The organism is Klebsiella sp. P1927 (assembly GCF_018204675.1).
Classification (GTDB): domain Bacteria; phylum Pseudomonadota; class Gammaproteobacteria; order Enterobacterales; family Enterobacteriaceae; genus Klebsiella; species Klebsiella pneumoniae.
Window position 1 is genome coordinate 4,417,981 of the sequence record NZ_CP073377.1, and the last position, 24,986, is coordinate 4,442,966.

The following is a 24,986-nucleotide window of genomic DNA, read 5'->3' on the forward strand; positions in this document are numbered from 1 at the left end:
TGCCCGGCGAATTTTCGCGCCGGGCAGCGGTTGTCGTGGCAGGACGTTAACCACACAGCGGCTGTAGTTCATCAGCCGACAGTCCGGTGATCTTCTGTACCATCTCTTTGTCGAGGCCATTCTGTAACATACTGCCGGCAATGCGCAGCGCCTCGCGTCGGCTGCCTTCCTGCAAGCCCTCCAGGTGCCCTTCTTCCCGGCCTTCCAGTCGGCCTTGTTGCCGACCTTCCTGCTTAAGCTTTTGCGCGATAGACATCAATGTCTCCTCATACTGTGGCAGACGGCGGGCCAGCCGGCGGAGAAACACGCCCGGCTCGGCCGTATTACCGTACTGCAGCATATAGTGAAACAGCATTCTCAACTGCCGACGGTTAGTGTATCCCAGCATCACAACGGCCGCCAACGACTCCGTTATGCCGCTGAGATCGCGCTGGCGAATATGTTTTTGCATCAGCTCCAGCAAGGCGACTCGCCGATGTTGCACGATGTCATCGTCCGGCATCACCGTCACGTCGATCAATGGAAACGGACAGCCATACAGCGTCTTCGCCAGCTGCGGGTCGGCAAATTCATCCAGCCAGTTGAGGGAAAAAGGATACGGACTGGTTGCACCGTGATAAAAAAGCATCGGCACCACCAGCGGCAGCGTTTTGTGCCCGGCATCCAGGTGGCGCTGCATTGCGGCAATCGCATAGCGCATCAGGCGAAAGGCCATATGGCTATCCGGTGAGCTCTGGTGCTCTATCACCACGTAAACATACCCCGTGCCGCAGGTGGTCTGCACCGACCAGAGGACATCTGAATACCAGGCGCGCAGATCCTCATCAATAAAGCTCGCCGATTGCAGCCTCAGGGTAGAGAAATCGCACCGCTGAAGGATCGCTTCGGGAAGGTAGAGGGTGAGGAAATCAGTCGCTGTCTCCGGGTGACGAAGAAATCGCTTAAAGACCGCATCGTGCGGCGTCGAGGTCATCCGTTTTTTCATGGCCATCCGCTTGCCTGAAAGAGAAGGTAAGCCGGACTCTATCATCGGTTTTTACCCGGTTGGGTTTGACGACAATTTTCTGGGAAGCGCCTCGGAGAATAGCATGGCGGCCAGCCCGGCTGGCCGCCATCAACACGGCTTAGTAATCAAACTGCCGGTAGTAACGGCGGATATTGAGGTCGTGGCCGGTATGGTGTTCAAAGTGGGCCGCCAGCCGGTCCACCAGCAGGGTGGACACCACGCACGGCGCCATAATCCAGCGGAACGCGTCATCAATGCCGTTCAGCGGATAGTCGCGCGGGTCGATAACCACCAGATGCTCAGTTATTTTTTCGGCAAAACGCTCGACGCGTTCGTCCAGCGCCCGGCATCTCCCCTCGCCTTTCACCAGAAACAGCGGAACCTCTTTTTCCAGCAGCTCCAGGGTGCCGTGGAAAAATTCAGCGGAGCTCACCGACTTCGTCCGCTTCCACTGCATCTCTTCGAGAATACACATTGAGAACAGATAGACCTCGCCCCACATTTCCGCGCCGCCAATCCACATCATATAGTCGCAGTCATGGTATTGCGCGGCAATGCTATCCGCTCGGGGATCGAACTGGCGTTTCGCCTGCAGGAGATTTTCCGGCAGTAACTCGAGCTGGCTGGCAAATCGCGCATAATCAGCAAACTCGCCGTGACGAAAAATGACGCGGAAGAATAACCAGTACAGCAGCATATATTCATATTCCACGCCATTTTTGTGGCACATCGGAATATGCCAGCTGGCGGCGGCAGCCAATGGCGAGTCGGCGTGACGAGTAATAGCTACCACGCGGATCCCCTGTGCCTTGCACCATTCGGCAATGGCGACCGACTCTTTGGTATCGCCGGATTTAGATAACGTAACGACAACCGCATCTTTATTTAATTTTTTATGTCCGCGATGGATTAACTCCGCGGCCTGTTCAAGATATACCGGCACGCTGGTTAATTCCTTGGCAAATTCATTAATTGCCATCATCGGCGCCAGGGAACCACCTACCGAAGCAAAAAATAATGCGCTACAGCCGCTGTCATAAATATCGTCGGCTACGGTTTCAGCCTGTTTACGCGCAGCGATGATCTCGCGAGCACTGGTCAGGTACTCGTCCTGATTAAAACCCAACATAGTTTTCTCCTGAATATTCAGATTTTACTTTTTAAGACGCGGTCAAAATCGTCGAAAATACGTTTAGCCAGATCGATGCCTTTCAGTCCTGCGGTATGCCAGGCGAGCATCTGCACTGGGACAATCAGCAGCAGAGGCGCCAGGTGATGCTCGCACGGACAGTTTAGCGCCAGCGTTTGAGCATCCTCTTCGTCACCCAGCGTCAGGGTAAAGGCCCGGCCAATGGACGGCGCCAGATAGTCGCGCAGCGCCCGGGTTCGCGCGTCCGGCGTATCTTCAATAAACAGCATCACATGGCGGGCATTGGCTTCCAGATAGGGGCCATGCATATAGGCTTCCAGCTCAAAGCCGCTGGAAGGCACGCGCACCGTCTCGGTAAATTTGGTTTCGAACTCCTTCGCCACGCCAACCAGCGCGCCGTAGCCGGTGGCGACAAAGCGCTCGCCGCTGCGCAGCGTTTCGCTATGGCGGTCAATAAAGCGCGAGGTGCGGACGATAACCTCCGGGATCGCCGCTACCAGCCGCTGCAATTCAGCGAGATAGTGCTGCTCCTCGACCTCGCTGGCTTTCTCCTGCTTACGAGCAATGATCAGCGCTATCAGCAACAGGTTGAGCACCGTCGCGCTAAAGCCGCGGGTCACAAACCCTACGCTCTCGATCCCGGTATTAATATCCAGAACGCCATCGCTAGCGCCTCCTATCGGGCTTTGCGGATCTGAGGTCATGGCGAAAACCGACTTGCCGGAAGCCTGTACCTTACGCATCGCCTCCAGCGTCGACGCGCTTTTTCCGCTCTGTGAAATCGCCACCACCAGATCGGCATGCGGGTCGATCGCGTCGTAATGGGTGAAGTTGTACGGCTCTTTAATGTCAAGCAGCACACCGAAGCGTTGCTCAAAGAAATAGCGCGCGCACAGCGCGGCATTCAGCGACGATCCGGTCGCGAGCAATAATATCCGCCGTACCGGGTGCTGGCGGGCGAAGGTTTCAATCGGCGCTAGCTTTTGTCGGTAGTCGCGCAGGATCTGCGCCAGGCAGGCTGGCTCTTCACTGATATATGTCATCATTGTTGGTCGCATAGCTCACTCCCGTTAAAACAATCCGATCCACGAACCCAGAATGCCCACCAGCGCCATGCCGCCTATAATTGAGAGCGGTTTAACTTTCCGTCCCAGTAGCCAGTAGACGATGCCAAAACTCACCAACGGCAGCATGCAGGGCAGAATGTCGTTGATAATGTCCTGTACCTGGGTTTTGGCCTCCCCGGCGCCGAAGGAGAGAGGAATGGTGATATCGATCATTGAAGCGGTCATCGCCCCGACTACCATCAGACCGATAATCGACGCCCCGTAGGTCAGGCTCGCCATCATTCCGCTCTTCTGGATCCGCTGCAGGACCCCGGTGCCCAGTACGTAGCCCCAGCGGGTAAAACACCAGCGCACCAGAATGTGCGGCACGTTAAACACCAGCAGAAACAGGATCGGCCCGAGGATGTTGCCCTTCAGCGCCAGGCTGGTGCCGATCCCGGTGGCGATGAGGCGCAGCGTCCCCCAGAAGAAAGAGTCACCCAGCCCGGCTAACGGTCCCATCAGTGAGGCTTTGACGTTATCAATCGCAGTGGCATCCATGTTTTTCTGCTGACTGTTTTTCTCTTCCATCGCCGTGGTGATCCCCAGCAGCAGGGTGACGATATGCGGCGTGGTATTGAAAAAAACCAGATGCCGCTTCAGCGCTGCGGCCAGCTCCTCTCTGCGCGGATAGAGCTTCTTCAGCACCGGGATCAACGCGTAAACAAAGGCGAGATTCATCTGCCGCTCATAGTTCCACGAGAACTCCATCTGGAAAGAGCGCCAGAACACCCGGCGTAAATCGCGCGGCGTAATCCGGGTTTCTTCCTGCGCCTGCGGCTGCAGGGTCTCTTCAGAAATCATCTTCGTCGTCATCGCTGACTCCTTGTTCTGTCGTGATACGAGGTGAATTCAACGCGGTGACGTTAACCATGACTACCGCCACGATGGCGCCGAGAATGGCGATACCGGTCACCGGGATTTTCAAATAGGCCATCAGCACAAAACCGAGGAAAAAATACGGCGCCACTTTCTTGTTAATCAGCAGCCTGGCGAGCATCGCGAAGCCGAGGGCCGGGATGATGCCGGTGGCGACGCTGAGCCCATGTTTGATAAATTCCGGGATCGTATCGAGCAGGGATTTCACCGCGTTGCTGCCCACCAGGAATGAGACGGTGACCACCGCGGCAAGCATCAGCGACAGGCCGAATCCGGCAATCAAATGCATCCGCTCAATGCCGCGGAGATCTGCCCGTTCCGCATACCCGTCCGCCTTCTGGCTAAGCATTGGAATGAACATCCCCAGATAGATGTTTTTCAGGATCAAAGTCAGCGTGGCGATAGGCAGGCCAAGCAACAACGCCGTTTCTGTGCCTGCGCCAGAGGTAATGGCGAACGCCACGCCGAGAATACCGCCGGTCACGACGTCGGGCGGGATCGAGGCGCCAACGGAGAAAGAGCCGATAAACGCCAGCTCCAGCGTCGCGCCCATAATGACGCCGGTCTGTACATCCCCCAGCACCAGCCCGGTCAGCAGCCCGGTGACGATAGGCCGTGAAATTAGCGACGTCCCTAAGGCATATTCCGATTGCGCGATAAACGCCACCAGACCCAGTAAGAGAGCCTCTACCATAATCTGTCCTCCGGAATTACACGCATTCCGCAAAAAGCTGTTTGCGATCGTTCGGGACCTGGCGAATCTCCACTTCGACGCCCTTGCCCACCAGTTGTTGTAGCTGTTCTATTTCTGTCGGCAGTAAATTAATCGCCTTAGAGATATTTTTACTGCCCTCTTTAGCCTTTATTCCGCCAAGATTTATGCTTTTTATTTCGTCGATGGCGCTGGCAATACGCCAGGCGTCATTAACCGACTCCACAACAATAAATAAATTATATTTATCGGTAACCCCGCTTTTTATTGCCTCAATAGAATCATTTATATTTTTAATCACCAGCTTCACCGAGGGCGGTTTGGCAAGCTTAATGGTGGTTTTCCGCAGCTCATCGCCAGGGACGCTATCGTTGGCGATTAAAATACAATCGGCGCCGACATATTGGGTCCAGGAAAAGGCCACCTGGCCGTGAAGTAATCGATGGTCTACCCTTAATAATGTAATCATCATGCTTCCTCATTTCAGAAGTCTTTATCCATAGTCATCGCGCTGGCAATCGTTTGATTGCAGTACTGAATGCTCTCTTTGGCGTTTGTTAATGCCTCGGTAATTAATTTTTCGGTATTGTCTTCCGCTGCGGAAATCAGCAAGTCAATAATTAACGGCAGATTTAAACCGGATAATAAATGGAAATGTGGGCGAGATAAAAAACGAACAAACTCGTTATTCACGCTACCGGCAAAAATATCCGTAATTACGATCAGCTCATCCTGCGCCGGGAAACGCGCCACTAGCGCTTCCACCTGCTGCGTCAGATCGACCTCTTCTTCCACGTAGGCACACAAGGTATGTATATCGGGTTGTTTACCGAGGATCAGTTCCACGGAGTTCAACAAACCGTTAGCAAAGCTGCCATGGCTGGCAAAAATATAGTGTCGTTTCATCCTTACCTCGAAAGCGCATTCCACTGCTTTCTTAATTGCAACCGACGTGCCAGAAACAGTGGCGCGTCGGCTAACGTAAGGATAAAAAAGAAGAGATGTGTTAAAAGTCTTGATCTTCCTGAATAAATTCCGTTTCCCGCGTCAGGATATCGTGAATGTAGCAGAGCTCTACAACGGGAATTTTGACACTATACCCGCTCTCTATGACACTAAAGGCCTCGCGTAGCGTAGCCAGCTCGCGATCCGGACACTGCCCTCCAGTGTATTGGGCTGGGGAAGCGTGACGAATTAATCGCTCTATCAAACAGCTTATATGCACATACAGCGCGACCTTACGATCGTTAGGTACATCGCGCCCGGCCAGATGCTCATAGCGCAGCAAAAACTGCTCAACCTGGTTGATCACCTTAGCCGTATCGAGGATCGTCACCGACTCGATCACCCGGCGCAGCGAAAAGTTTTTCAGGATCAGGTTGTTGATCTCGCTGACCTGCTCCGCCGTCGCCAGTTCGCCAAAAATGCGCATCAGCGGACGACTCCCTTCGCCAGAGATCAGCGAATCCAGCGAGATCCAGGGTAGATCGGCAAGATGCGGATCCAGGGTGCCGACGATCGCCAGCACCTCATAGCGGCTTAGCATCGGCTCCCGTCGCGCGGGATCGGCAAGGGTCTCCACATCGCAGGCCACAATATCAATGCCAAGCGCTTCAGGAATGCTGGCTTTTAACAGCGCCGACAGATTCGCCGCCGCGCCCAGACCGGTCGCGCAGGTGGTTAAAATCGCCCGCGGCTTATCGGTTTGCGGGTAATAGAGCTGGTGCTCAACCGCAAGGTCATCGCCGATCTCGCGGACGATATCTTCCAGCATAACGCCCTGCAAAATGCGCTCCCCGACGTACATCGCCATACCGGTGGAGACATTGTTGATGATCGCCATCGGCGTACTCAGGCGACGATTAAAATGGCGGTGAATGGCGTTCAGCGATCCCATGTCGACCAGGATTATCAATCCTGATGCCAGAGCATGGCTCTCTATGTAGGCCATCACCTGGTTAGCGATAGCCTCCGGCGTCACGTCCAGCGGCATATCGAATGACTCAAAGAGCTGGCTTTTCAGCAAGCGGTTCGCCACGTTGGCGATGCTGCTGGCGGTAGCGTAACCGTGAGCGAGAATTATCGCCCGGGTCACCTGCTGCTGGCTGATGGCGCCATTCTTGTGGAACCACAGCACTAACAGCAGCAGGTCGATACGCTGGGGTTCAATATCCAGCTTCAGCGTCAACGCACCGAGGATCGCTTCGCAAAAGCGATACAGCAGCGGAAACTTCTGTACCAGGAAGTCCTCCAGCTGGCGGGCTTTTTCATTGTTTATCGTGGACTGCGGCTGTCGGGATCGGTGGATCAGGTAGTGGCTCAGCGCGTAGAGGCAGTTGCCGTTAAACTGGATATTGAAGCGCTTTTCCAGGCGATAATACTCCTCCCGAACCTGATGAGCGATCAGCAGCAGCATCTGCGAGCTACTGGAGTCATGATTATCAAAGATCAGCCGATCGAAGAGGGTTTCAATCTCTTCCCCCATGCTCCTTTGCGCCTCTTCCCAGACCGTTTTTTTATTCAGCACCGCTTCATACTGCGCCAGAACCCGACACTGAACGTCATAGATCAGCCCCTGTACCGGGTCGCGCGCACGCAGCAGCCAGACCAGGCTGGTCTGCGGCTCGATCAGCAGCGGCTCCTGCTGGCCCATCGCTTCGCTGAGCGCTGGCGTCGCGGCCATGACATTCTCCGGCAGATCGTGCAGCGTCACGGTCAACATTTCGCGGCCCGGAGACCTGGCCCAGGCTGACGCCACGGCGTACTTCACCACATTCTTCAGCTCGCCGACGTTGCCCCGATAAACATACTGCGTCAGGACCTGCAACAGTCGCGGCGTTAGTTGCAGCCGGGCGGCAAGCGTGCGCGCCTCCTGCCAGAAAAACTGTAGCGTTAGCGCCTCCTTCTCCTCGCGGCTACGGTGTTGAAGATCGGGCAAGCTAACCAGGATCGGAATTCGGCGCAGGAAGGTGGTGAGAAAAGTGCTGTGAATATCTTCGGTGGTGGCAAACACCAACCGCAGCGAAATCGGCAAGCCTTGCGCGGTCTCCCCCACCCGGTAGATCTCCTTACGATCCAGCCAGGTGAACAGCTTCTCCTGTCCCTGAGCATCCAGGCGATGGACCTCATCGAGAAACAGCATCCCGCCGTTTGCCGCCTCAAACGCCCCCGCTTTATCGCTCTGCGCACCGGTAAACGCGCCTTTGACGTAGCCAAACAGGTTGGCGGCCAGCAGCTCCGGATTACTCGCATACTGCGCGCAGTTAAAGCTCACAAAGGGGGCATCGGGCGCCAGCAGCCCCTGGGCGATGGCGAACTCATGCATCAGCTCAGCCATATAGCTTTTGCCGGTCCCGCTGTCGCCGGTAATAAGCAGCGGTAGCCCGCCGTTAGGATAAAACAGCGCGGTTTTCATCTGCTCAATCGGTTTACGCAGGCTGCCGTCATGCCCGGTCAGCAACGAAAAATGGTCCGCCTGCTCCGGCTGGCGGTCGCTCTCCGCGAGTAACTCCGCCATGCTGGCATACTCACTGCGGGAAAGCGGGTAGAACTGCTGGCAAAAGGCTTTTTTATGCAGAAAATAGACCGGCCGGGTGTTGATTTTCACCAGCACGTCCTGAGCGACCAGCTGATTGAGATAATGGCTGGCGGTATTTCTTTGCATCGCGAAACACCGGGCCAGCCAGCTGGCGGTAAAGACTTCGCTCAGGTTATCCGGATCGAAAAAATCGGTCTGATTTTGCAAAAAAGCCAACAGTTCCGTTTTACGCATCGCATCCCCCTCTTCGCCATTACGAAGGGATATGATGCGGGAAATCCGCCAACCGTTGGCGCTTAATTCATTTTTTGCGGTTCAGAGCACAAAAAAAAACGACGCCCCAATCCGCGGGCGCCGCACAACAAACCGACTACAACCGCGACAGGGCCTCGCGCATCCCCGCGCGCAAAATCATTTCCAGATAGCGCGTGACCTGGTCGGCAAGGCAGGGAATGGCCGTCAGATCCTCACCCCAGTGCGCAGCATCCTGCAGGACTTCTGTGACCAGTTCATGCAGCGGGCTGCCGTTCGCCACCTGAGCCCATCCTTCAGCAAAGCGGGTTAACCAAACTTCGTCATCCTGTAGCGGATACGTCTGTCCGTCACGCTGACCGCGATAGAAGGCGATGAGCGCCGCCAGAGCAAACGTTAGCCGCGGCGGGATCGCGCCGTGTTGGCGGATAGTCGTCAGCAGCTGCGGCAGGATCCGGGTACGAAACTTAGTCATGCCGTTCAGGGCGATGGCGAGCAATTGATGGCGAATATAGGGATTAAGAAAGCGCCCGGTGACCGCATCGGCAAACTGACGAAGCTCCTCGGCCGGTAAATCGAGCGCCGGGATAATCTCTTCATCAATCGTCTGCTGGACATAATGGCGAACGGCTTTGTCCCGCATCGCTTCGCCAACCGTATCCACCCCACACAGCCATGCTACCGGCACCAGCGCGGTATGCGCGCCGTTAAGAATGGCAACCTTGCGCGCTTTATAGGGCCGGATATCCTCTACGATACGAATATTCAGCGGGCAGCGATCCAGCCGCAGCATTTCCGCCAGCCCCTGCGGCCCCTGGATTACAAATAACCAAAAGTATTCGGCAGTATCCAGGAAAGCATCATGGTAGCCGAGCTCCGCCTCCAGCTTTTCCGCTTCCTCGCGCGGATAGCCGGTGACGATGCGGTCAACCAGCGTTGAACAAAATGTATTGGCAGTTTCAACCCAGTCGCTGAATGCCGTTGGCAACTGCCATTCTTTAGCATAGCGCAGCACCAACGCCTTCAGTGCTTCGCCATTATAGTCAATCAGTTCACAAGGGATTATTGTCCAGCCCTTATCCGCTGCGCCGTTGAAATGACGGAACCGCTCAAGAAGCAATTGGGTCAGCTTCGCCGGGAAGCTGACCGGCGGCATATCGTCAGGCCGGTCCCCGGCGTGATAGCTAATCCCCGCTTCGGTGGTGTTTGAAAACACAAATGTAATCTCCGGGTCACGAGCCAGCGCCAGGTAGCCAGCAAAATCCTGCCAGGGATTGATCTCATTATTTACGGAGCGGATAATCCGCGCCTCGCTCACCGCCTCGCCGCGTTCATTCAACCCGCGGATCACCGTGGTATACAGCCCGTCCTGAGTATTTAACGACGGCGGAAAAACGGTGTTGATCGGGCGAACAATGGTGACGCCCGTCGCCAGATCGGTTTTCTCATTCAGCAGATCCAGCTGCCAGTCAATAAATGCCCGCAGGAAATTGCCCTCGCCGAACTGAATCGCACGGGTCGGATACTGAGGTCCTGGAAAGTTTTGTCGGTTTAAGGTTTTCATGAGCTTCCCTGCTAAAAATGAATAACGCCTTTGATCAGCTGACGATTGTTAATCACGTCGCTTTCGTAAATTTCCGCCAGCGATTTGAAGTCGTAACGGTGGGTCAGCATCATCCTGGCGGTCACTTTCCCTTCAGTCATCAGCCGCCCGACCTTGGCAAAATCCTCTTCTGTCGCATTACGACTCCCCATCATCGTCGTCTCTTTCTTATGAAATTCCGGGTCAGAGAACTGCAGCTCCCCCTTAAACAGACCAACAAAAATGATGCTGCCGCCGTGACGGATTAAATTAACGGTGTTGTTCATTGCTTGCTGATTTCCCGTCGCGTCAATCACTTTCTGCGCCAGAGAACCGTCAAACGTGGCCGACAGTTGCTCGGTAAACAGTGGATCGGAGGGATCGAGGGTGGTCAGGCCGAGATGTTGTGCCACATGATCGCGCCGCGCCGGGCTGGTATCCGCCACCACCACCTGTGCGCCGTCAGCCTTAGCGATCGCCGCTGCCCCGAGCCCAATCGGACCCGCGCCGACCACCAGTACCTGATCTCCCGGCTGGATCGCTGCGCGACGCACCGCGTGGGCGCTAATGGCGAATGGCTCAATCAACGCTACAGCTTCAGGGTCGACATCATCCACCACCAGCAGATTGTTTACCGGAACGCAGAGGTATTCGCTAAACCCGCCGTCGCGATGCACCCCGATCACCGAAATGTTCTCACAGCAGTTTGTCCGGCCGCTCAGACAGGCCGGGCAGTGGCGGCAGGCGACATAGGGAATCACAGCAACCTGTTGGCCACTCTTCAAATTAAGAATATTTTTACCCAGCCCAATTATCTCACCGCATATTTCATGACCAAGAACACGCGGATAGCTAAAAAAAGGCTGATTGCCGCCCCATGCATGAATATCTGTCCCGCAAATCCCCACCGCCTTTATTTTAATGAGCACTTCATCATCGCCGGGAATGGGAATCTGGCGTTTTTCCCAGTGTAATTTTTTAGGTTCCTGACATACTAAAGTATTCATCGACGTCATAATTATTGCCTCCGTATTTGTTGGCTTAGATATCGATGAAAAATAGAAGTAGAGTAAAAGTCATTGCAAAATCTGTGAAATATCGCGCACAAAACTGTTTTAAATCCGGTTTTAATGGATAAAAAAGGAAAACGTTATGAGTCGCTCACAAAACCTTCGTCACAATGTTATTAACCAGGTCATCAACGACATGGCGCGCGGCTTTATCCCCTCGCCGCTCCCCTCGCAAAGCGCACTGGCGGAAATGTATAACATCAGCCGCACCACGGTGCGCCATATCCTTTGCCACTTATGCGAGCGCGGCGTCCTGAGCCAGGTCAATCACGACTACCAGATCCTTCGTCAACCGGAAGTACAGGACGGCTTCGATAGTTCCAGCGCCTCGCTGGCCGAACAAAACCGTCTCTTTGAACAAGCGTTTTTCACCATGATTAACCAACGCCAGTTACGCGCCGGAGAGCGATTCTCCGAACTGCAACTGGCGCGTGCCGCGGGCGTCAGCCCGGTCGTGGTCAGAGAGTTTTTACTGAAATTCAGCCGCTACAACCTGATTGAAAGCGAAAAACGCGGCCAGTGGAACATGAAGAAATTTGAGCAATCCTGGGCCGAACAACTGTTCGAATTGCGGGAAATGCTGGAAACTCACGCACTTCAACACTTTCTTAATCTGCCGGACAGCGATGCCCGCTGGCTGCAGGCCAAAACCCTGCTTGAGCGCCACCGCACTCTGCGGGACAGCATTGGCGACAGCTTTAGTATGTTCTCCCAGCTCGATCGTGATTTTCATTCGCTGCTGCTTTCCGCCGCGGATAATATATTTTTTAATCAATCCCTTGAGATTATCTCCGTGATCTTTCACTTCCACTATCAGTGGGATGAAAGCGACCTTAAACAGCGCAATATCATCGCTATTGACGAACATATGACTATCCTGAGCGCACTCATCTGTCGCAGCGATCTGGATGCCAACCTGGCGCTACGTAACCACCTGAACACTGCGAAGCAATCCATGATTAACTCTATCAAGCAAAGTGAATCGCTGGCGCATTAAGTACCGATTAAAAACAGAAAATGATTAGCAACAGCACAAATCCAAAAACGTAATCCGGCGCCCTCAAAAAGGTTATTTATGCTGAAAACAAGTCGACTTACTTTACTGTGAAATATGTGGGTGGTCTTTAAACCATTCGTTGTTACTTGGCGTTCAAACATAATAATCAGGAGTCAGGCGTGGAATCACAAAATATAACCATAGACCCGCAGACCGACTTTAAAGAGGGGAAAGCGGAACCCCTTTCAGTTCCCTTAGAAAATACACTACAACGTAGCTCTCGTATTAAAAAGATTCAAACAACGGCAATGATTCTGTTATTTCTGGCGGCGGTGATTAACTACCTCGACCGAAGTTCATTGTCCGTGGCAAACTTAACGATTCGCCAGGAGTTAGGGCTCAACGCCACTGAAATCGGGGCGCTGTTATCGGTTTTTTCTCTAGCCTATGGCATTGCGCAACTGCCCTGCGGCCCTCTGCTGGACCGCAAAGGTCCACGCATCATGCTAGGGCTGGGTATGTTTTTCTGGTCACTATTTCAGGCGCTCTCCGGGATGGTGCACAGCTTTACCCAGTTCGTCCTGGTGCGCATCGGCATGGGGATCGGCGAAGCGCCAATGAACCCCTGCGGCGTCAAGGTGATCAACGACTGGTTTAATATTAAAGAGCGCGGTCGCCCAATGGGCTTCTTCAACGCCGCCTCGACGATCGGTGTCGCGGTCAGCCCACCAATCCTTGCCGCAATGATGCTGATGATGGGCTGGCGCTGGATGTTTATCACTATCGGCATACTAGGGATCTTTATCGCTATCGGCTGGTATATGCTTTATCGCAACCGGGAGGATCTCCCCCTCACCGCCGATGAACAGGCGTACCTTAACGCCGGAAGCGTCAACGTTCGCCGCGACCCGCTGAGCTTTGCCGAATGGCGCAGCCTGTTTAAAAACAAAACCATGTGGGGAATGATGCTCGGCTTCAGCGGCATCAATTATACCGCGTGGCTGTATCTGGCCTGGCTGCCGGGCTACCTGCAAACAGCGTATAACCTCGATCTGAAAAGTACCGGATTTATGGCCGCAATTCCTTTCCTGTTTGGTGCCGCCGGTATGCTGATCAATGGCTACGTCACCGACTGGCTGGTCAAAGGCGGCATGGCACCGATCAAAAGCCGCAAGATCTGCATCATTGCCGGGATGTTCTGCTCCGCGGCGTTTACACTGATCGTGCCGCATGCCACTACCTCTTTCGCGGCGGTGTTGTTAATCGGTATGGCGTTGTTCTGCATTCATTTTGCCGGAACGTCCTGCTGGGGATTGATCCACGTCGCCGTGGCATCAAGAATGACGGCTTCCGTCGGCAGTATTCAGAATTTCGCCAGCTTTATCTGCGCTTCATTTGCACCGGTGGTGACCGGATTTATTGTCGATACCACCCATTCCTTCCAGCTGGCGCTGGTTATATGCGGCTGTGTGACCGCTCTCGGCGCGCTGGCCTACATTTTCCTGGTTCGGCAGCCAATTAGCGATCCGCGTAACGACTAAATCTTAACGCCCTGCCGACCGCAGGGCATTCATCGTTGCGCTCATCTCATACTGTTGTAGTGTCAAAGCGGCATAGCCGGCCGCGGCAAACAGCGGCGTAAAAGTTTCCGGGACCGTCACCGAAGTACCAATGCCCGGGAACTGCTGCGCCAGCGCCTTCAGCAGCTCACGCGCCAGCCCCTGGCGGCGGGCGGCGGGCTCCACCCACAAAAACGACAGTACAGGGCGCGAGCCCGCCGTCGTTAGAACCGCGAAGGCGCGCTGTTCCAGCGTCACGACCTGACATGGCAGAGTGGCGAAGGTAAGCGGATCCAGCAGCCAGGGAAGCTGGCTGTTACTCTCCTCAATGGCGCGCCGAAGCAGGGACAGGGTGGGATAAAGCTGCAATACGCCCGGCACCGGGGGCAGAAGTTCTGTACTCAGGTAGCCGCAGAGCCCATAGCGTCGCGTAAAGCCCAGCGACTGATACAGCGCGACGGCCGCATGGTTATCGCGGATCACCTCCAGGAATACCGTCTCGATCCCCTGCTGTTGCAAAAGCATCAGCAGCTCCTGCATCAGTTTCCGGCCCAGGCCTTTGCCGCGCCAGGCCGGGCGCAGGGCAAAGGCCGCCAGGCGAGCGGCACTCCCCCGGCGCGCGACGATCGCGATCGCCGCCGGTTCATCTCCGGCCAGCCAGACGCGGGAATCGACCAGGCTCATCCCCTCGGCGCTAAAACGCTGAACAAATCCCTCTACCGACTGGGTAACAGGCACCAGGTAGGCTTCAAAACAGGCGTTGAGAATATCCGTTAACTGCACGCTGCTGAACTGCGTGGCGGGAACGGCGGTCAGCTCCATACTTTTCTCCCGAAGGCTGCTATGCTGAGATGATGAAAACTAACACTATAACTGCCGGTGCCGTATTACGCCTGACTCAGGAGAGCGATATCGCCCTTCTGCCCGCCATTGAACGTTCTGCCGCCCAGGCATTTCGCCAGATCCCTTCTCTCGCCTGGCTGGCGGACAGCGAGGTGATTAGCGTTGCGCGCCATCATGATTATCTGGAAACGGAGCATAGCCTGCTGGCGGTAGCCGCCGGGCAACCCGTTGGCTTTATTCTGACCGAACCGCTCGACGATGCGTTATTTATCGTCGAAGTCGCCGTCCACCAGGCCTGGCAGCAACAGGGCATCGGCCGGATGCTGCTGGAGCGGGTTATTGAGAGCGCACGGCAGATGGGCTACCCGGCGGTAACCCTCACCACCTTCCGCGAGGTGCCGTGGAATGCGCCGTTTTATACCCGTCTGGGATTCGCCATGCTCGATGAGCTGACCCTGCCCGCCGGGCTGGCAGCAAAAAGGGAACAGGAGACCCGGCACGGCCTGCCGCCCGAGTCGCGCTGCGCCATGCGCCTGGCGTTGTAGACTTCAGCACTGATTTCAGCGGCGCAATATGGTACAAAGTACCATTCAAAACTTACCCGTTGTTACCGTATGTCCTGGTCAATCGATATTATTTCCTGCATAACAGATCGCTTTGTGGAACTCACGGCGACCGAAAAACGCATTGCGCAGTTTATTCTCGATGATGTCGCGGCGGCGGCGGAGCTGCCCATCGCCGAGATAGCGCGTCTGACGCAAACCAGCCAGGCTTCGGTCACCCGTTTTGCCCGGGCGCTCGGCTGTAAAGACGTCCGCGAGCTGAAGATGAAGCTTGCGCAATCTCTTGCGGTCGGCCAGCGGTTTATCCTCGATGTTCCGGATCTCGAAGGCGTCCAGGGGATCTATGAGTCAATCATCAGCGTACTGGAGACCAACCGGCGGGCGCTGGATATCGAGGCGCTGAAGCGCGCGGTGAGCTGGCTGAGCGATGCGCGGCAGATCCTCGCCCTGGGGATGGGCGGCGGTTCGACCATCTGCGCTCAGGAAATTCAGTATCGCCTGTTTCGCCTCGGTCTGCCGGTAGTCAGCCAGAGCGATGGTCTGCTGGTACGCATGATGAGCTCGGCGGTGACGCCGCAGGATGTGGTGATCGTGCTTTCTCTGGGCGGCTATACCCGGGAAATCATCGAGAGCGCGGCGATTGCCAGCCAGTACGGCGCGAAGGTTATTGCGATTACCCCCGCCGGAACGCCGCTGGCTGAACAGGCGGATCTGGTGCTACCGCTGCTGGTACGGGAAAACGACTATATCTTTAAGCCCAGCACTTCCCGTTACGCGATGCTGGCGATGGTCGATGTGCTGGCCACCGAACTGGCGATGGCCAACAAACCCCAGGCAAAAGGCAAATTACGCCGTATTAAGCTGGCGCTCGACAGCCACCGCGGCGGCGTCGATCGGCAGCCGCTGGGGGACTAACTTTTACTGGCGGAGATAAACCTCTCCGCCTGCTCGCGGGTACGTTCCACGGCCTGTCCGGCGCGATAAAGATCGCTGCCCAGACCGGCACCGGCGCACCCCGCCTGTATCCAGGTCGCCAGACTTTCCGGCGTCACGCCGCCGACCGCCAGCACCGGAACCTCCGGCGGCAACACCGCTTTCAGCGCGCGAATATAGTCCGCGCCGAATGCTGATGACGGAAAGATTTTCAGCCATTGCGCCCCGGCATCCAGCGCACTAAACGCCTCGGAGGCCGTCGCGCAGCCGGCGCACACCAGCATCCCCTTATCTACCGCGCGGCGGATCACCGCCGGGGCCGTATTGGGCGTCACGATAAGTTTCGCCCCAGCTTCAGCGAGAAAATCAACCTGTTCAACCTTCAGCACCGTTCCCGCGCCAATCATCGCCCGCTCGCCAAACTGACGCACCATCGCCGGAATACTTTGCTGCCAGTCCGGCGAATTGAGCGGGATTTCGATATAGCGAAAGTCTGCATTTATTAGCGTCTCAATATGATCTGCCGCCTCAGCGGGTTGAATGCCGCGTAAAATCGCCACCAGCTTAATCTTGTCCATCAATCATCCTCGCTATACCCGAAAGAAACGCCGCCTCGCCGGAGCAACAGGAAACGGCTAACCCACGCGCCGCCATCGCCTGCTGATAACGGGCGTTGAGCGAGTGCTCACCAACCAGCACCACGCGGCTGGCGCGATAGCGTTCGCTGAATGTCGCCACCTCCGCGCCAATCAACAGCCCGGAGAGATAATCGCTCACCGAAGTCGCCGCCAGCGAGCCTAACACCCGCGCGGCGCGGGCGCTAAAAAGCCCGGACAATAACGCCGGCTGATTTAACCCTTTTTCTATACCGAGGGCGAAAGAGGCTTCATCCGGGAACTGCGCAGGCAGTTGCTGGCCGAGCAGCGAATGGTTAAGCAGCAGGTGATGCAGTTCGCCGGTCATCGCCGTGGCGAACTGGCGCACCACGCCGTTTTGCACCTGCACCCATTTGCAGTGGGTGCCGGGCATCACGTAACACTCCGCGGGCATCAGTTGCCAGGCGCCCAGCAGCTGCGTTTCTTCACCGCGCATTACGTCGTAATCTGCAGCCTGCGCCACTTTCAGCCCCGGCACGATCCACACTTTTTCCGCCACCTCATATAACTGACCGTTGAGTGCCTCCAGCGCCAGCGGGCAGGCCAGATAAGGCACCGGTTGCCAACCGGCATCGCTGCCGATCATGCCCGCCATCACCACCGGCAGCGCGGGGTCGCCGCGCCACGGCGCCAACTGCTGCTGAAATACCGCTTCGGCGCGCTGCCCGTTCAGACGCGTGACGCCGCAGGGCAGTTTCAGCTTGTCGATGCATTCGCCATCACGCATCCGCCATGCCCGCAGCTGGGTGGAGCCCCAATCGACGGCAATATACTCGTTCATGATTGCCCCTTACCCGCGTGAGGTATGACGTTTGCCAATCGGCAGCGGCGGCGGCGTTGGGCGGCTTTCACGCTCGCGGGTAATCATCTCCAGCGCCTGCTCGCGGCTCATGCTGCTGGCCGGGGTCAGTAACGTCACCACAACCGAGGCCACCAGGCTCGTCAGCACCGCCGGAATACACGGGTTGCCCCAGAACGCCAGCCAGTCGCTATCCACCAGCACCGCAACCGATGCCCCGGCGCCGCCGGCCAGCGCGGCGACCGCGCCCTGCCAGTTAAAGCGTGTCCAGAAACGGCCAAGCATGGTGCAGATAAACATCCCGGACATAATCATCGAGATCATTTTGGTGATGTAGCTGATGATGTCGTTGGAGGTCAGGGCAAACAGCAGCGCCAGCGCAATCACCAGAACCAGGAAGATCCGCGACAGGCGAATCGCTTTCTCCGGCGCGGGCATATGGCCGGTCACCAGGGTGTAGAGGTCGCGCAGCATAATGGACACCGCGGCGATGGCATCAGAGCTGCCGGAAGACATATTGGCCGACATGCCGGCAATCAGGATCGCCATCGCCAGCACCGGCGGCAGCACCTGGGTGGCAAACAAGAAAGCGAAGCCGCTGTTCTCCAGCTGCGGGTTCATGGTCCATACCGCCATACCGATGATCGCCGGCAGGAAGGAGAAGCCCAGATACAGCAGGCCGGTAATGGTAAAGGACTGGCGCACCGAGGAGACGGTCTTCGCCGAGTAAATACGCTGGCGATAAGAAGGCGTCGCCAGCACGCCGACGCCGATCACCATCGCCAATGATAGCGCCGGCAACACGCCTAATTTATCGACCGCGAACAGGCTTTGCGCCGCCGGATCGACGGCCTGCTGAATATGGTTCCAGCCGCCAACGTGATGAACCGCCAGTATCGCCATTAAAATAAAGCCCACGAACAGCACGATCGATTGAATGGTATCGATCCACACCACCGCGGAATAGCCGCCAATACCGACATAAACCACAAAAGCCAGCGCGATAATAATTTTCGCGACATTAATATCAATGCCGCTGGCCCACGCCAGGTATAATCCGCCGCCTAATATATGCGCCCCCAGCCAGCCTATAGAGGCAATAAAAATAAGTATTGCGACGAGGTTTTTTATAATTTTACTGCCGCCAGTGTAATACGACATTTCTTCACTCATGGTCATGAAGCGAAGTTTACGTACCGGCGCGAATAACCATGCCACCAGCAGAATCCCCACCGCGCCGCCGAGGCCGTAAAGCATCCCGGCCCAGCCGTTGCTGTAGCCAAAGCCGACGGCGCCGACGCTGGAGCCGGTCCCCACCATGGTGCCGACCGTCGAACCGAGAGTGAGGATCATCGGCAGCGAACGACCGCCAAGTAAAAAGTCTTCGCCGGTTTTCTGTTTGCGCGAAACGTACCAGCCTAAGGTAATCATCGCGCAGGCATAAACGGAAAACCAAATCATAAATGACATATTATTCATGGCTCACATCCAGACGTAATAAATAATATTCGTGCCGCTGAATATTATGAGTTAACAGGAACCATGCCTGAAAAAAGGCATAGCGAACCCAGTGGCACCGATTTATTTATTCACTCTGGTGCCGATATCACACTTTTTTGATGCTCCCTCCCGCAAAGGGAGGGATTTATTTTAGGTTTCGAGCGTTATTGTCGCGCAGCGTTAAAACAGGTCACATCCACTTCGACTTTACAATCCACCACCAGGTCCGCTACGCAGCAGATGCGGGCAGGCGGGTTGTCGCCAAAGAACTCGCGAAATACCTTATTGAACGACTGAAAATAGCGCGCATCGGTGAGGATCACTTTAACATGCACCACGTCGGCCAGGGTGTAGCCCGCTTCGGTCATGATATCTACGCAGTTCTGAATCGCCAGACGCGACTGGTCGACAATCCCGCCTTCCACGACTTCGCCATTTTTCATCGGCGTCTGGCCGGAAACGTACAGCCAGCCTCCCGCTTCCACCGCCCGCGCGAACGGCAGGTGCTGCCCGCCGGTACCGGTACCACCTTCTACGCCATAACGCTTGATACTCATACTCAACTCCTTAGTCCATCCGACGACGCAGGAAACGCCCTGCCCGTCCGGTAATTTTCTTATCACTGCCGTAGCTCATCACGCCGTTGACCATCACCGCCTCAATGCCGTCCGCCGGTCGTTTCGGGTCGGAGAAACTGGCGACATCGCGCACCGTCTGCGGGTCAAACAGCACCAGGTCGGCAAAGTAGCCAATTTTCACCAGCCCGCGATCCGCCAGCTGGAAGCGCGCCGCCGACAGCCCGGTCATCTTGTGTACCGCGGTAGTCAGCGGGAATAGCTGCTCGTCGCGGCTATAGTGGCCGAGCACCCGCGGGAAGGCGCCCCACAGGCGCGGATGCGGCATCGGATCGTTCGGCAGCCCGTCAGAGCCAATCATGGTGACCGGATAGCGCATCACCCGCCGTACGTCCTGCTCATCCATGTTGTGATAAATAGCGCCCGCCGGCATCAGCCGCGCCGCGGCGTCGTGCAGGCTCACCTGCCACTCATCGGCGATCTGCTGCAGCGTTTTCCCCGCCTGCTCCGGCTGCGCTTCAGACCAGGTAATCACGATATCAAACTCGTCGGTCACCTGTTTCATATCCAGCGTCGATGAGCTGGCTGAATAGGGATAACAGTCGCAGGCGATATCCTGCTGCTGGCGCATCTCATCGAAAAACGCCAGCGTCTCTTTGGTACGCCCCCAGTTTTTTGCCCCGGCGCACTTGTGGTGCGAAACCACCACCGGCACGTTGCCGTGACGGCCAATACGGAAGGCTTCGTCCAGCGCCTCGAGAATCGGCTCAAACTCTGAACGTAAATGGGTGGTATAGACGCCCTTCCCGGCCGCCAGCTCTTCCGCCAGCGCCATCACCTCCTCGGTGGTCGACTGGAAGGCGCTGGCGTAGGCCAGCCCGGTACTGAGCCCTAATGCTCCCTGGCGCAGCGCATCGCGTAGCTGTACGCGCATGCCGGCGATTTCCGTCTCGTTCGCCGGACGAAACAGATCGTCCATATGGTTATTGCGCAGCGCGGTGTGACCGATTAACGTACCGACATTCAGCGACGGTCGCGCCGCCTCCACCGCATGGGCATAAGCCTCCACGGTGGGATAGATAAAGTGTTGCTGCTCGCCGAGGAGATTCATCGGGTCCGGCACTTCCCCCCGCATGGTGGCGGTCGCCGCACTGATCCCGCAGTTGCCGACGATCACCGTCGTCACCCCCTGGCTGAGCTTCGGCAAGTACTCCGGCATGCGGATCACGTTGATATCATCATGGGTATGCACATCAATAAAGCCCGGCGCCAGTACCCGCCCCTGGCCATCAATCACCTGCTCCGCCGCAACGTCCAGCGCCGGGGCGATAGCCATAATTCGATCGCCCTTCACCGCCACATCAGCACGGTATTGCGGCCCGCCGCTCCCGTCGATCACCGTGACGTTTTTGAAAAGCCAGTCAACTTTCATAGCAATTACTCCCTTTCGACATGCCGATAAGTTAACCATTTACAAGCGCAAAAAACAGTGGAAAACTACGCAAAAATCAGATCGTTTTGTGATACTTTTATTCAAAACGAATAACATTTTTATATTAAAAATATATTTATCAAATAGTTATAAATGATACCCAGCGACTAACCGATTATAAACCCTGAAAGGATAGTGTTATGAAATACCATTCAGCACCGCTCATCCCGCACAAATCCGCCCTCATGTCCGCGCCGGCTAATCTGCTGGCGGAAGAGGTCTGTCTACCCGCCGCGCTGCTAAAAAAGTCGGCGCTGGAAAATAATATTTCATGGATGCAGCGCTACGCCGACGCCCGCGGCGTATCGCTGGCGCCGCATGGTAAAACGACAATGACGCCATGGATATTTCAGGCGCAGCAGCGAGCGGGGGCGTGGGGGATCGGCGTGGGCAGCGCCTGGCAGGCTAGCGCGGCAATGGCCAGCGGCATCCAACGCGTCCTGATGGTTAATCAGCTGGTCGGCAAAGCCAATATGCAGGTGGTCGCGCAGCTAAAAGCCCACTATCGGGCGGTGGATTTTATCTGCTGCGTCGATAGCGAGGTCAACGTGCGCGCCCTCTCCACATTCTTCGCAGACCAGGGACAAACGCTGGATGTGCTGATTGAACTTGGCGTGCCTGGCGGGCGCTGCGGCTGTCGTAGCGTCAATGACGCGCTGGCGCTGGCGCAGCGGGTAAGCGACCTGCCGGGGTTACGGCTACGCGGACTGGAACTGTATGAAGGGGTGCTGCACGGCGACGATCCGCAGCCGCAGGTGGAAGCGCTGTTACAGCAGGCCGCGGCGCTTGCCTGCCGCATGGAGCCGCTGGTTGACGGCGAATTTATTCTCACCGGCGCGGGCACCGTCTGGTATGACGTGGTATGCAACATCTGGCTGGCGGCGGCAAAACCGCGCCGCTGCCGTATCGTCATCCGCCCTGGCTGTTATATCACCCACGATCGCGGGATCTACGATCTCGCCCAACAAGAGCTGATCGCCCGCGATCCGATTGCCTGCGATCTCGCCGGCGATCTTACATCAGCGCTGGAGCTGATGGCGATGGTGCAATCGGTGCCGGAGGCGGATCGCGCGGTGGTAAACTTCGGCAAGCGCGACTGCGCTTTCGACGCCGGGCTGCCGCAGCCGATCGCCCATTATCGTAATGGCCAGGAGTTAGCGCTGCGCGCGGAGTCGATCGTCAGCACCGGCATCATGGATCAGCATTGTATGCTGCGCCTGGCGCCGGGCAGCGATGTGCAGGTCGGCGATATTCTGCTGTTCGGTACCTCGCACCCGTGTCTGACCTTTGATAAGTGGAAGACGTTGCTGCTGGTCGATGACGACTACAACGTGCTGGACGAGCTCGACACGCTGTTTTGACAGGCATCCGGATAGCGGCGCTTCGCGCCTTACCCGGGCTACACAACCCGCGAAGTTCGGTAGCCCGGCTAAGCGTAGCGCGAGCCGGGGGATGTATCGGGTAGCGGCGCTTCGCGCCTTACCCGCCCCGGCGCAAGGCGCAAATCTCATCATGCAATGAACGACTGATAATGACCCCCTGCCGTTCACTCTGCTGGCGGCAGGCAAAACGCCGCTCGCCCGGCAGCCGCGCCCCTTGTTCCTGCATACCCATGAACAGCGTTTCGGCGCGCGCCAGCTGCTCTGGTGCCTGTGCGCCGAGAAAACGCTGCGGATCCAGCGCCAGAATCAGCTCGCCGCCGTAGGGGAGACCGCCCGCGCCGTTATCCCACGCCAGCGATTCGGCGCTGGTCATATCGCCGATAAGCGGCCCGGCCAACAGCTCAACCATTGCCGCCAGCGCTGAGCCCTTATGGCCGCCGAAAGTCAACATCGCGCCGTTCAGCACCTCTGCGGCATCGGTCGTTGGCTGTCCCTGACTGTCGATTCCCCAGCCTTCCGGTAGCGCTTTGCCGGCGCGCTGATGCAGCTGGATCTCGCCGCGCGCCGCGGCGCTGGTCGCCATATCAACAATAAACGGCGGCTTATCCCGCCGCGGCCAGCCGAAGGCGATGGGGTTGGTGCCGAACAGCGGACGTGTGCCGCCCGCCGGGGCGACCCAGGCGTGGCTTGGCGTACAGGCCAGCCCTACCAGCCCTGCCTCGGTCAACGGCTCAATATCGGCAAACAGCGCGGAAAAATGAACGCAGCGATTAATTGCCAGCGCCGCAATGCCATTGTGGCGCGCCTTCTCCAGCAGCAGCGGCAGCGCGCGCTCGTAGGCCAGCAGTGAAAAAGCGCCCCCGGCGTCCGCCCGCGCAATCCCCGGCGCCTGGTCATGGATCTGCGGCTCGGCATCGGGCGATACCTTACCTTTGCGCAGGGTATCGACAATGCCCAACAGCCGCCACAGGCCGTGGGAAGCGCAGCCGTCGCGCTCCCCGGCGGTCACATTGCGGGCAATCGCCGCCGCGTGGTCGGCGCTAAATCCATTGGCGCTGAGTACCTCCAGCGCCAGGTCATAAGCTTCAGGTAACGATAGAGTTACCGACTCCATACTGTTCTCCTTTACTCTTCTTCGTCTCCGCTAAAGTTAGCCTGCGGCAGGCAGCTGCGCGCGCCCCAGTAGTAAATCCCCAACGACATCGCCGCCATCCGGGAGGTGAACGGCGCGCGGCTGATTGCCCGCCCCTCCGCGCACAGCGTGCTGTTTGAAACCGCCGACGGCGGCGGCGTGGTTTACTGGCAGAAACTGATCCTCTGCTGCAGCGCGGGCGGCCTGCAGGCGGTGGCGGATACGATGAACCAGGCCGGAGGCGACGTGACGAATATCATTGAGCAAGCGCCGCTCCCGGCGCTGGCAGCGCTTCGCCGACGCCATAAACCGCGCCTTCCGGCTGGCGGAATCTTTGAAAAACGCGGCGACGCCGGAGAGCCTGCTGTGCCGTTGCGAAGATGTGCGCTGCGGCGACGTGGCTGCCGCCGACGACTGGCTGCAGGCCAAACTGACCCAGCGCCCGCTGGCTGTATGGCTGGCCGCTGCCGCAGCCGAGAGAGCCGCTGTCCCCCGCCCGCGCGGAAACGCTTATTGCCCTCGCCAGGCTGAGCGCCGAGCCGTAACCGCTACTCTTCTTCATCGCCGCGCCCGGCAGGGACGCCAAGCGCAATAAACTCCTCCAGCAGGGAGGTCAGTTGCTGCAGCTTTTCCGTGGTGAACTGGGCCTCCAGCAGGCGATAGGTTTCTTCCACCTCCGCCTGGGCGCTTTCGTACAGCGCAGTTCCGGCAGGCGTCAGCGAGACGTACAGCTTGCGCTGATCGTTAACTGGCTTTAAGCGCAGCACCAGCCCATCCCGCTCCATGCGCGTCAAAATACCGGTCAGACTGGGGCGCAGGATACAGGCGCGAAAGGCCAGATCGTGAAAGTCCATCGACGGACGTTCGGCGAGAATTCGCACGATCCGCCACTGCTGTTCGGTGAGATTGTGCCGTTTGACGATCGGTCGAAAGTAGGCCATCGCCGCTTCACGCGCCTGCAACAAGGCAATGGTTAATGAATCATGCATAGTATCCCCTCAACAGCCTCACCAAAAACTTATTAATAACTTAATAATTAGCGTTAATCCTGCCATGTACAACCGGTTTCTGCACCTGAAAAGTACCAGTCTTTTCCTGAAAAATATTCAAGTTATTGATTTTCAACAAATAAGTAATTGCTATGTAAATATTGTGTTAATCCGATCACAAAACATTCACTTCCAGTTGCTAAACCTCAGCGCAAAGCATAAAAGATGATCATTAATATATTAACGAAATCCCTTTGAACCGAAATCTGTC

At 56.8% G+C, this 24,986-nt stretch carries 25 protein-coding genes and 1 pseudogene; 8 read left to right on the forward strand and 18 right to left on the reverse strand.

The features are described 5' to 3' along the window. Nucleotides 1-46: 46 nt before the first annotated feature. The 10 genes from KB892_RS22120 to KB892_RS22165 form a co-directional block, all read right to left on the reverse strand. A complete protein-coding gene (locus tag KB892_RS22120; RefSeq protein ID WP_004221130.1) occupies nt 47-991 on the reverse strand; it encodes an Rpn family recombination-promoting nuclease/putative transposase in 945 nt (314 codons plus the stop codon). Between the two features lie 133 nt (nt 992-1,124). Continuing rightward, nucleotides 1,125-2,135, reverse strand: coding sequence for an SIS domain-containing protein (locus tag KB892_RS22125; protein WP_002887615.1), 1,011 nt, complete (start codon nt 2,133-2,135; stop codon nt 1,125-1,127). Between the two features lie 17 nt (nt 2,136-2,152). After that, nucleotides 2,153-3,214, reverse strand: a complete 1,062-nt coding sequence (locus KB892_RS22130) for an SIS domain-containing protein (protein WP_002887612.1) — start codon at nt 3,212-3,214, stop codon at nt 2,153-2,155. Nucleotides 3,215-3,226: 12 nt separating this feature from the next. Beyond that, complete coding sequence (locus KB892_RS22135) at nt 3,227-4,078, reverse strand: PTS system mannose/fructose/sorbose family transporter subunit IID (RefSeq protein WP_002887609.1); 852 nt, start codon at nt 4,076-4,078, stop codon at nt 3,227-3,229. Next, complete coding sequence (locus tag KB892_RS22140) at nt 4,056-4,835, reverse strand: PTS mannose/fructose/sorbose/N-acetylgalactosamine transporter subunit IIC (protein WP_002887608.1); 780 nt, start codon at nt 4,833-4,835, stop codon at nt 4,056-4,058. Before KB892_RS22140 ends, KB892_RS22135 begins: the two co-directional genes overlap by 23 nt. Nucleotides 4,836-4,851: 16 nt before the next feature. After that, nucleotides 4,852-5,322: a PTS sugar transporter subunit IIB gene (locus tag KB892_RS22145; RefSeq protein ID WP_002887607.1), complete on the reverse strand. Its 471-nt coding sequence runs from the start codon at nt 5,320-5,322 to the stop codon at nt 4,852-4,854. 14 nt (nt 5,323-5,336) lie between these two features. Continuing rightward, on the reverse strand, nt 5,337-5,759 hold the full coding sequence (locus KB892_RS22150) for a PTS sugar transporter subunit IIA (protein WP_002887606.1): 423 nt from the start codon (nt 5,757-5,759) through the stop codon (nt 5,337-5,339). Between the two features lie 100 nt (nt 5,760-5,859). Continuing rightward, nucleotides 5,860-8,625, reverse strand: a complete 2,766-nt coding sequence (locus KB892_RS22155) for a sigma 54-interacting transcriptional regulator (RefSeq protein WP_002887604.1) — start codon at nt 8,623-8,625, stop codon at nt 5,860-5,862. 136 nt (nt 8,626-8,761) lie between these two features. Then, nucleotides 8,762-10,207 (reverse strand): tagaturonate reductase, encoded by a 1,446-nt coding sequence (locus KB892_RS22160; protein WP_002887601.1) that lies wholly within the window; start codon nt 10,205-10,207, stop codon nt 8,762-8,764. Nucleotides 10,208-10,218: 11 nt separating this feature from the next. After that, nucleotides 10,219-11,241: a zinc-binding alcohol dehydrogenase family protein gene (locus KB892_RS22165; RefSeq protein WP_004151386.1), complete on the reverse strand. Its 1,023-nt coding sequence runs from the start codon at nt 11,239-11,241 to the stop codon at nt 10,219-10,221. Between the two features lie 136 nt (nt 11,242-11,377). Between KB892_RS22165 and KB892_RS22170 the strand changes: the two genes are divergently transcribed. Together KB892_RS22170 and KB892_RS22175 are read left to right on the forward strand one after the other, a co-directional pair. Next, nucleotides 11,378-12,292 carry a GntR family transcriptional regulator gene (locus KB892_RS22170; RefSeq protein WP_002887599.1) on the forward strand — a complete coding sequence of 305 codons (915 nt, stop codon included), beginning with the start codon at nt 11,378-11,380 and terminating at the stop codon, nt 12,290-12,292. A gap of 179 nt (nt 12,293-12,471) precedes the next feature. Then, on the forward strand, nt 12,472-13,833 hold the full coding sequence (locus tag KB892_RS22175) for an MFS transporter (protein WP_002887598.1): 1,362 nt from the start codon (nt 12,472-12,474) through the stop codon (nt 13,831-13,833). A 3-nt stretch (nt 13,834-13,836) separates the two neighbouring features. On the opposite strand, the gene KB892_RS22180 is transcribed toward KB892_RS22175, so the two are convergent. After that, nucleotides 13,837-14,673, reverse strand: coding sequence for a GNAT family N-acetyltransferase (locus tag KB892_RS22180; protein ID WP_004151387.1), 837 nt, complete (start codon nt 14,671-14,673; stop codon nt 13,837-13,839). Between the two features lie 32 nt (nt 14,674-14,705). Here KB892_RS22180 and KB892_RS22185 point away from each other — a divergent pair, with 32 nt between their 5' ends. Together KB892_RS22185 and KB892_RS22190 are read left to right on the forward strand one after the other, a co-directional pair. After that, a complete protein-coding gene (locus tag KB892_RS22185) occupies nt 14,706-15,239 on the forward strand; it encodes a GNAT family N-acetyltransferase (protein WP_002887560.1) in 534 nt (177 codons plus the stop codon). 69 nt (nt 15,240-15,308) lie between these two features. After that, nucleotides 15,309-16,172: a MurR/RpiR family transcriptional regulator gene (locus KB892_RS22190; RefSeq protein WP_002887559.1), complete on the forward strand. Its 864-nt coding sequence runs from the start codon at nt 15,309-15,311 to the stop codon at nt 16,170-16,172. Here the strand turns inward: KB892_RS22190 and KB892_RS22195 are convergent. The 5 genes from KB892_RS22195 to KB892_RS22215 form a co-directional block, all read right to left on the reverse strand. Beyond that, nucleotides 16,169-16,768: a 2-dehydro-3-deoxy-6-phosphogalactonate aldolase gene (locus tag KB892_RS22195; protein ID WP_002887558.1), complete on the reverse strand. Its 600-nt coding sequence runs from the start codon at nt 16,766-16,768 to the stop codon at nt 16,169-16,171. The two genes, KB892_RS22190 and KB892_RS22195, sit on opposite strands and share 4 nt — an antisense overlap. Further along, complete coding sequence (locus KB892_RS22200; protein WP_002887557.1) at nt 16,755-17,627, reverse strand: 2-dehydro-3-deoxygalactonokinase; 873 nt, start codon at nt 17,625-17,627, stop codon at nt 16,755-16,757. The genes KB892_RS22195 and KB892_RS22200 overlap by 14 nt, the downstream gene beginning before the upstream one ends. Nucleotides 17,628-17,636: 9 nt before the next feature. Continuing rightward, complete coding sequence (locus KB892_RS22205; protein ID WP_004151389.1) at nt 17,637-19,124, reverse strand: sodium:solute symporter family protein; 1,488 nt, start codon at nt 19,122-19,124, stop codon at nt 17,637-17,639. Nucleotides 19,125-19,309: 185 nt separating this feature from the next. Continuing rightward, nucleotides 19,310-19,702, reverse strand: coding sequence for a RidA family protein (locus KB892_RS22210; protein WP_002887555.1), 393 nt, complete (start codon nt 19,700-19,702; stop codon nt 19,310-19,312). Between the two features lie 10 nt (nt 19,703-19,712). Then, nucleotides 19,713-21,152, reverse strand: a complete 1,440-nt coding sequence (locus KB892_RS22215) for an N-acyl-D-amino-acid deacylase family protein (RefSeq protein WP_002887553.1) — start codon at nt 21,150-21,152, stop codon at nt 19,713-19,715. Here KB892_RS22215 and KB892_RS22220 point away from each other — a divergent pair. Continuing rightward, entirely contained in the window at nt 21,130-21,309 is a 180-nt protein-coding gene (locus KB892_RS22220) for a hypothetical protein (RefSeq protein WP_004230613.1), read from the forward strand. The genes KB892_RS22215 and KB892_RS22220 overlap by 23 nt on opposite strands. Nucleotides 21,310-21,352: 43 nt before the next feature. After that, nucleotides 21,353-22,573 carry an amino acid deaminase gene (locus KB892_RS22225; protein ID WP_002887552.1) on the forward strand — a complete coding sequence of 407 codons (1,221 nt, stop codon included), beginning with the start codon at nt 21,353-21,355 and terminating at the stop codon, nt 22,571-22,573. A gap of 118 nt (nt 22,574-22,691) precedes the next feature. On the opposite strand, the gene KB892_RS22230 is transcribed toward KB892_RS22225, so the two are convergent. Beyond that, nucleotides 22,692-23,708 carry an Ldh family oxidoreductase gene (locus KB892_RS22230; protein ID WP_002887551.1) on the reverse strand — a complete coding sequence of 339 codons (1,017 nt, stop codon included), beginning with the start codon at nt 23,706-23,708 and terminating at the stop codon, nt 22,692-22,694. Between the two features lie 90 nt (nt 23,709-23,798). On the opposite strand from KB892_RS22230, the pseudogene KB892_RS31230 reads away from it, so the two are divergent. Then, nucleotides 23,799-24,271 (forward strand): annotated as a pseudogene (locus tag KB892_RS31230) (hypothetical protein); the annotation flags it as partial. 3 nt (nt 24,272-24,274) lie between these two features. Here the strand turns inward: KB892_RS31230 and hpaR are convergent. Further along, complete coding sequence (gene hpaR / locus KB892_RS22245; RefSeq protein ID WP_002887503.1) at nt 24,275-24,715, reverse strand: homoprotocatechuate degradation operon regulator HpaR; 441 nt, start codon at nt 24,713-24,715, stop codon at nt 24,275-24,277. 64 nt (nt 24,716-24,779) lie between these two features. Between hpaR and KB892_RS22250 the strand changes: the two genes are divergently transcribed. Continuing rightward, complete coding sequence (locus tag KB892_RS22250; protein ID WP_004230605.1) at nt 24,780-24,944, forward strand: hypothetical protein; 165 nt, start codon at nt 24,780-24,782, stop codon at nt 24,942-24,944. The last annotated feature ends 42 nt before the right edge of the window (nt 24,945-24,986 follow it).

What these genes read in the sequence shown, in the direction of transcription:
- KB892_RS22145 (WP_002887607.1), bottom strand. Translation starts at nt 5,322, where the DNA reads ATGATTACATTATTAAGGGTAGACCATCGATTACTTCACGGCCAGGTG.
- KB892_RS22195 (WP_002887558.1), bottom strand. Translation starts at nt 16,768, where the DNA reads ATGGACAAGATTAAGCTGGTGGCGATTTTACGCGGCATTCAACCCGCT.
- KB892_RS22190 (WP_002887559.1), top strand. Translation starts at nt 15,309, where the DNA reads ATGTCCTGGTCAATCGATATTATTTCCTGCATAACAGATCGCTTTGTG.
- KB892_RS22135 (WP_002887609.1), bottom strand. Translation starts at nt 4,078, where the DNA reads ATGACGACGAAGATGATTTCTGAAGAGACCCTGCAGCCGCAGGCGCAG.
- KB892_RS22205 (WP_004151389.1), bottom strand. Translation starts at nt 19,124, where the DNA reads ATGAATAATATGTCATTTATGATTTGGTTTTCCGTTTATGCCTGCGCG.
- KB892_RS22165 (WP_004151386.1), bottom strand. Translation starts at nt 11,241, where the DNA reads ATGACGTCGATGAATACTTTAGTATGTCAGGAACCTAAAAAATTACAC.
- KB892_RS22140 (WP_002887608.1), bottom strand. Translation starts at nt 4,835, where the DNA reads ATGGTAGAGGCTCTCTTACTGGGTCTGGTGGCGTTTATCGCGCAATCG.
- hpaR (WP_002887503.1), bottom strand. Translation starts at nt 24,715, where the DNA reads ATGCATGATTCATTAACCATTGCCTTGTTGCAGGCGCGTGAAGCGGCG.
- KB892_RS22150 (WP_002887606.1), bottom strand. Translation starts at nt 5,759, where the DNA reads ATGAAACGACACTATATTTTTGCCAGCCATGGCAGCTTTGCTAACGGT.
- KB892_RS22125 (WP_002887615.1), bottom strand. Translation starts at nt 2,135, where the DNA reads ATGTTGGGTTTTAATCAGGACGAGTACCTGACCAGTGCTCGCGAGATC.
- KB892_RS22155 (WP_002887604.1), bottom strand. Translation starts at nt 8,625, where the DNA reads ATGCGTAAAACGGAACTGTTGGCTTTTTTGCAAAATCAGACCGATTTT.
- KB892_RS22170 (WP_002887599.1), top strand. Translation starts at nt 11,378, where the DNA reads ATGAGTCGCTCACAAAACCTTCGTCACAATGTTATTAACCAGGTCATC.
- KB892_RS22200 (WP_002887557.1), bottom strand. Translation starts at nt 17,627, where the DNA reads ATGAACGAGTATATTGCCGTCGATTGGGGCTCCACCCAGCTGCGGGCA.
- KB892_RS22120 (WP_004221130.1), bottom strand. Translation starts at nt 991, where the DNA reads ATGGCCATGAAAAAACGGATGACCTCGACGCCGCACGATGCGGTCTTT.
- KB892_RS22210 (WP_002887555.1), bottom strand. Translation starts at nt 19,702, where the DNA reads ATGAGTATCAAGCGTTATGGCGTAGAAGGTGGTACCGGTACCGGCGGG.
- KB892_RS22230 (WP_002887551.1), bottom strand. Translation starts at nt 23,708, where the DNA reads ATGGAGTCGGTAACTCTATCGTTACCTGAAGCTTATGACCTGGCGCTG.
- KB892_RS22130 (WP_002887612.1), bottom strand. Translation starts at nt 3,214, where the DNA reads ATGCGACCAACAATGATGACATATATCAGTGAAGAGCCAGCCTGCCTG.
- KB892_RS22180 (WP_004151387.1), bottom strand. Translation starts at nt 14,673, where the DNA reads ATGGAGCTGACCGCCGTTCCCGCCACGCAGTTCAGCAGCGTGCAGTTA.
- KB892_RS22250 (WP_004230605.1), top strand. Translation starts at nt 24,780, where the DNA reads ATGTACAACCGGTTTCTGCACCTGAAAAGTACCAGTCTTTTCCTGAAA.
- KB892_RS22160 (WP_002887601.1), bottom strand. Translation starts at nt 10,207, where the DNA reads ATGAAAACCTTAAACCGACAAAACTTTCCAGGACCTCAGTATCCGACC.
- KB892_RS22215 (WP_002887553.1), bottom strand. Translation starts at nt 21,152, where the DNA reads ATGAAAGTTGACTGGCTTTTCAAAAACGTCACGGTGATCGACGGGAGC.
- KB892_RS22225 (WP_002887552.1), top strand. Translation starts at nt 21,353, where the DNA reads ATGAAATACCATTCAGCACCGCTCATCCCGCACAAATCCGCCCTCATG.
- KB892_RS22185 (WP_002887560.1), top strand. Translation starts at nt 14,706, where the DNA reads ATGAAAACTAACACTATAACTGCCGGTGCCGTATTACGCCTGACTCAG.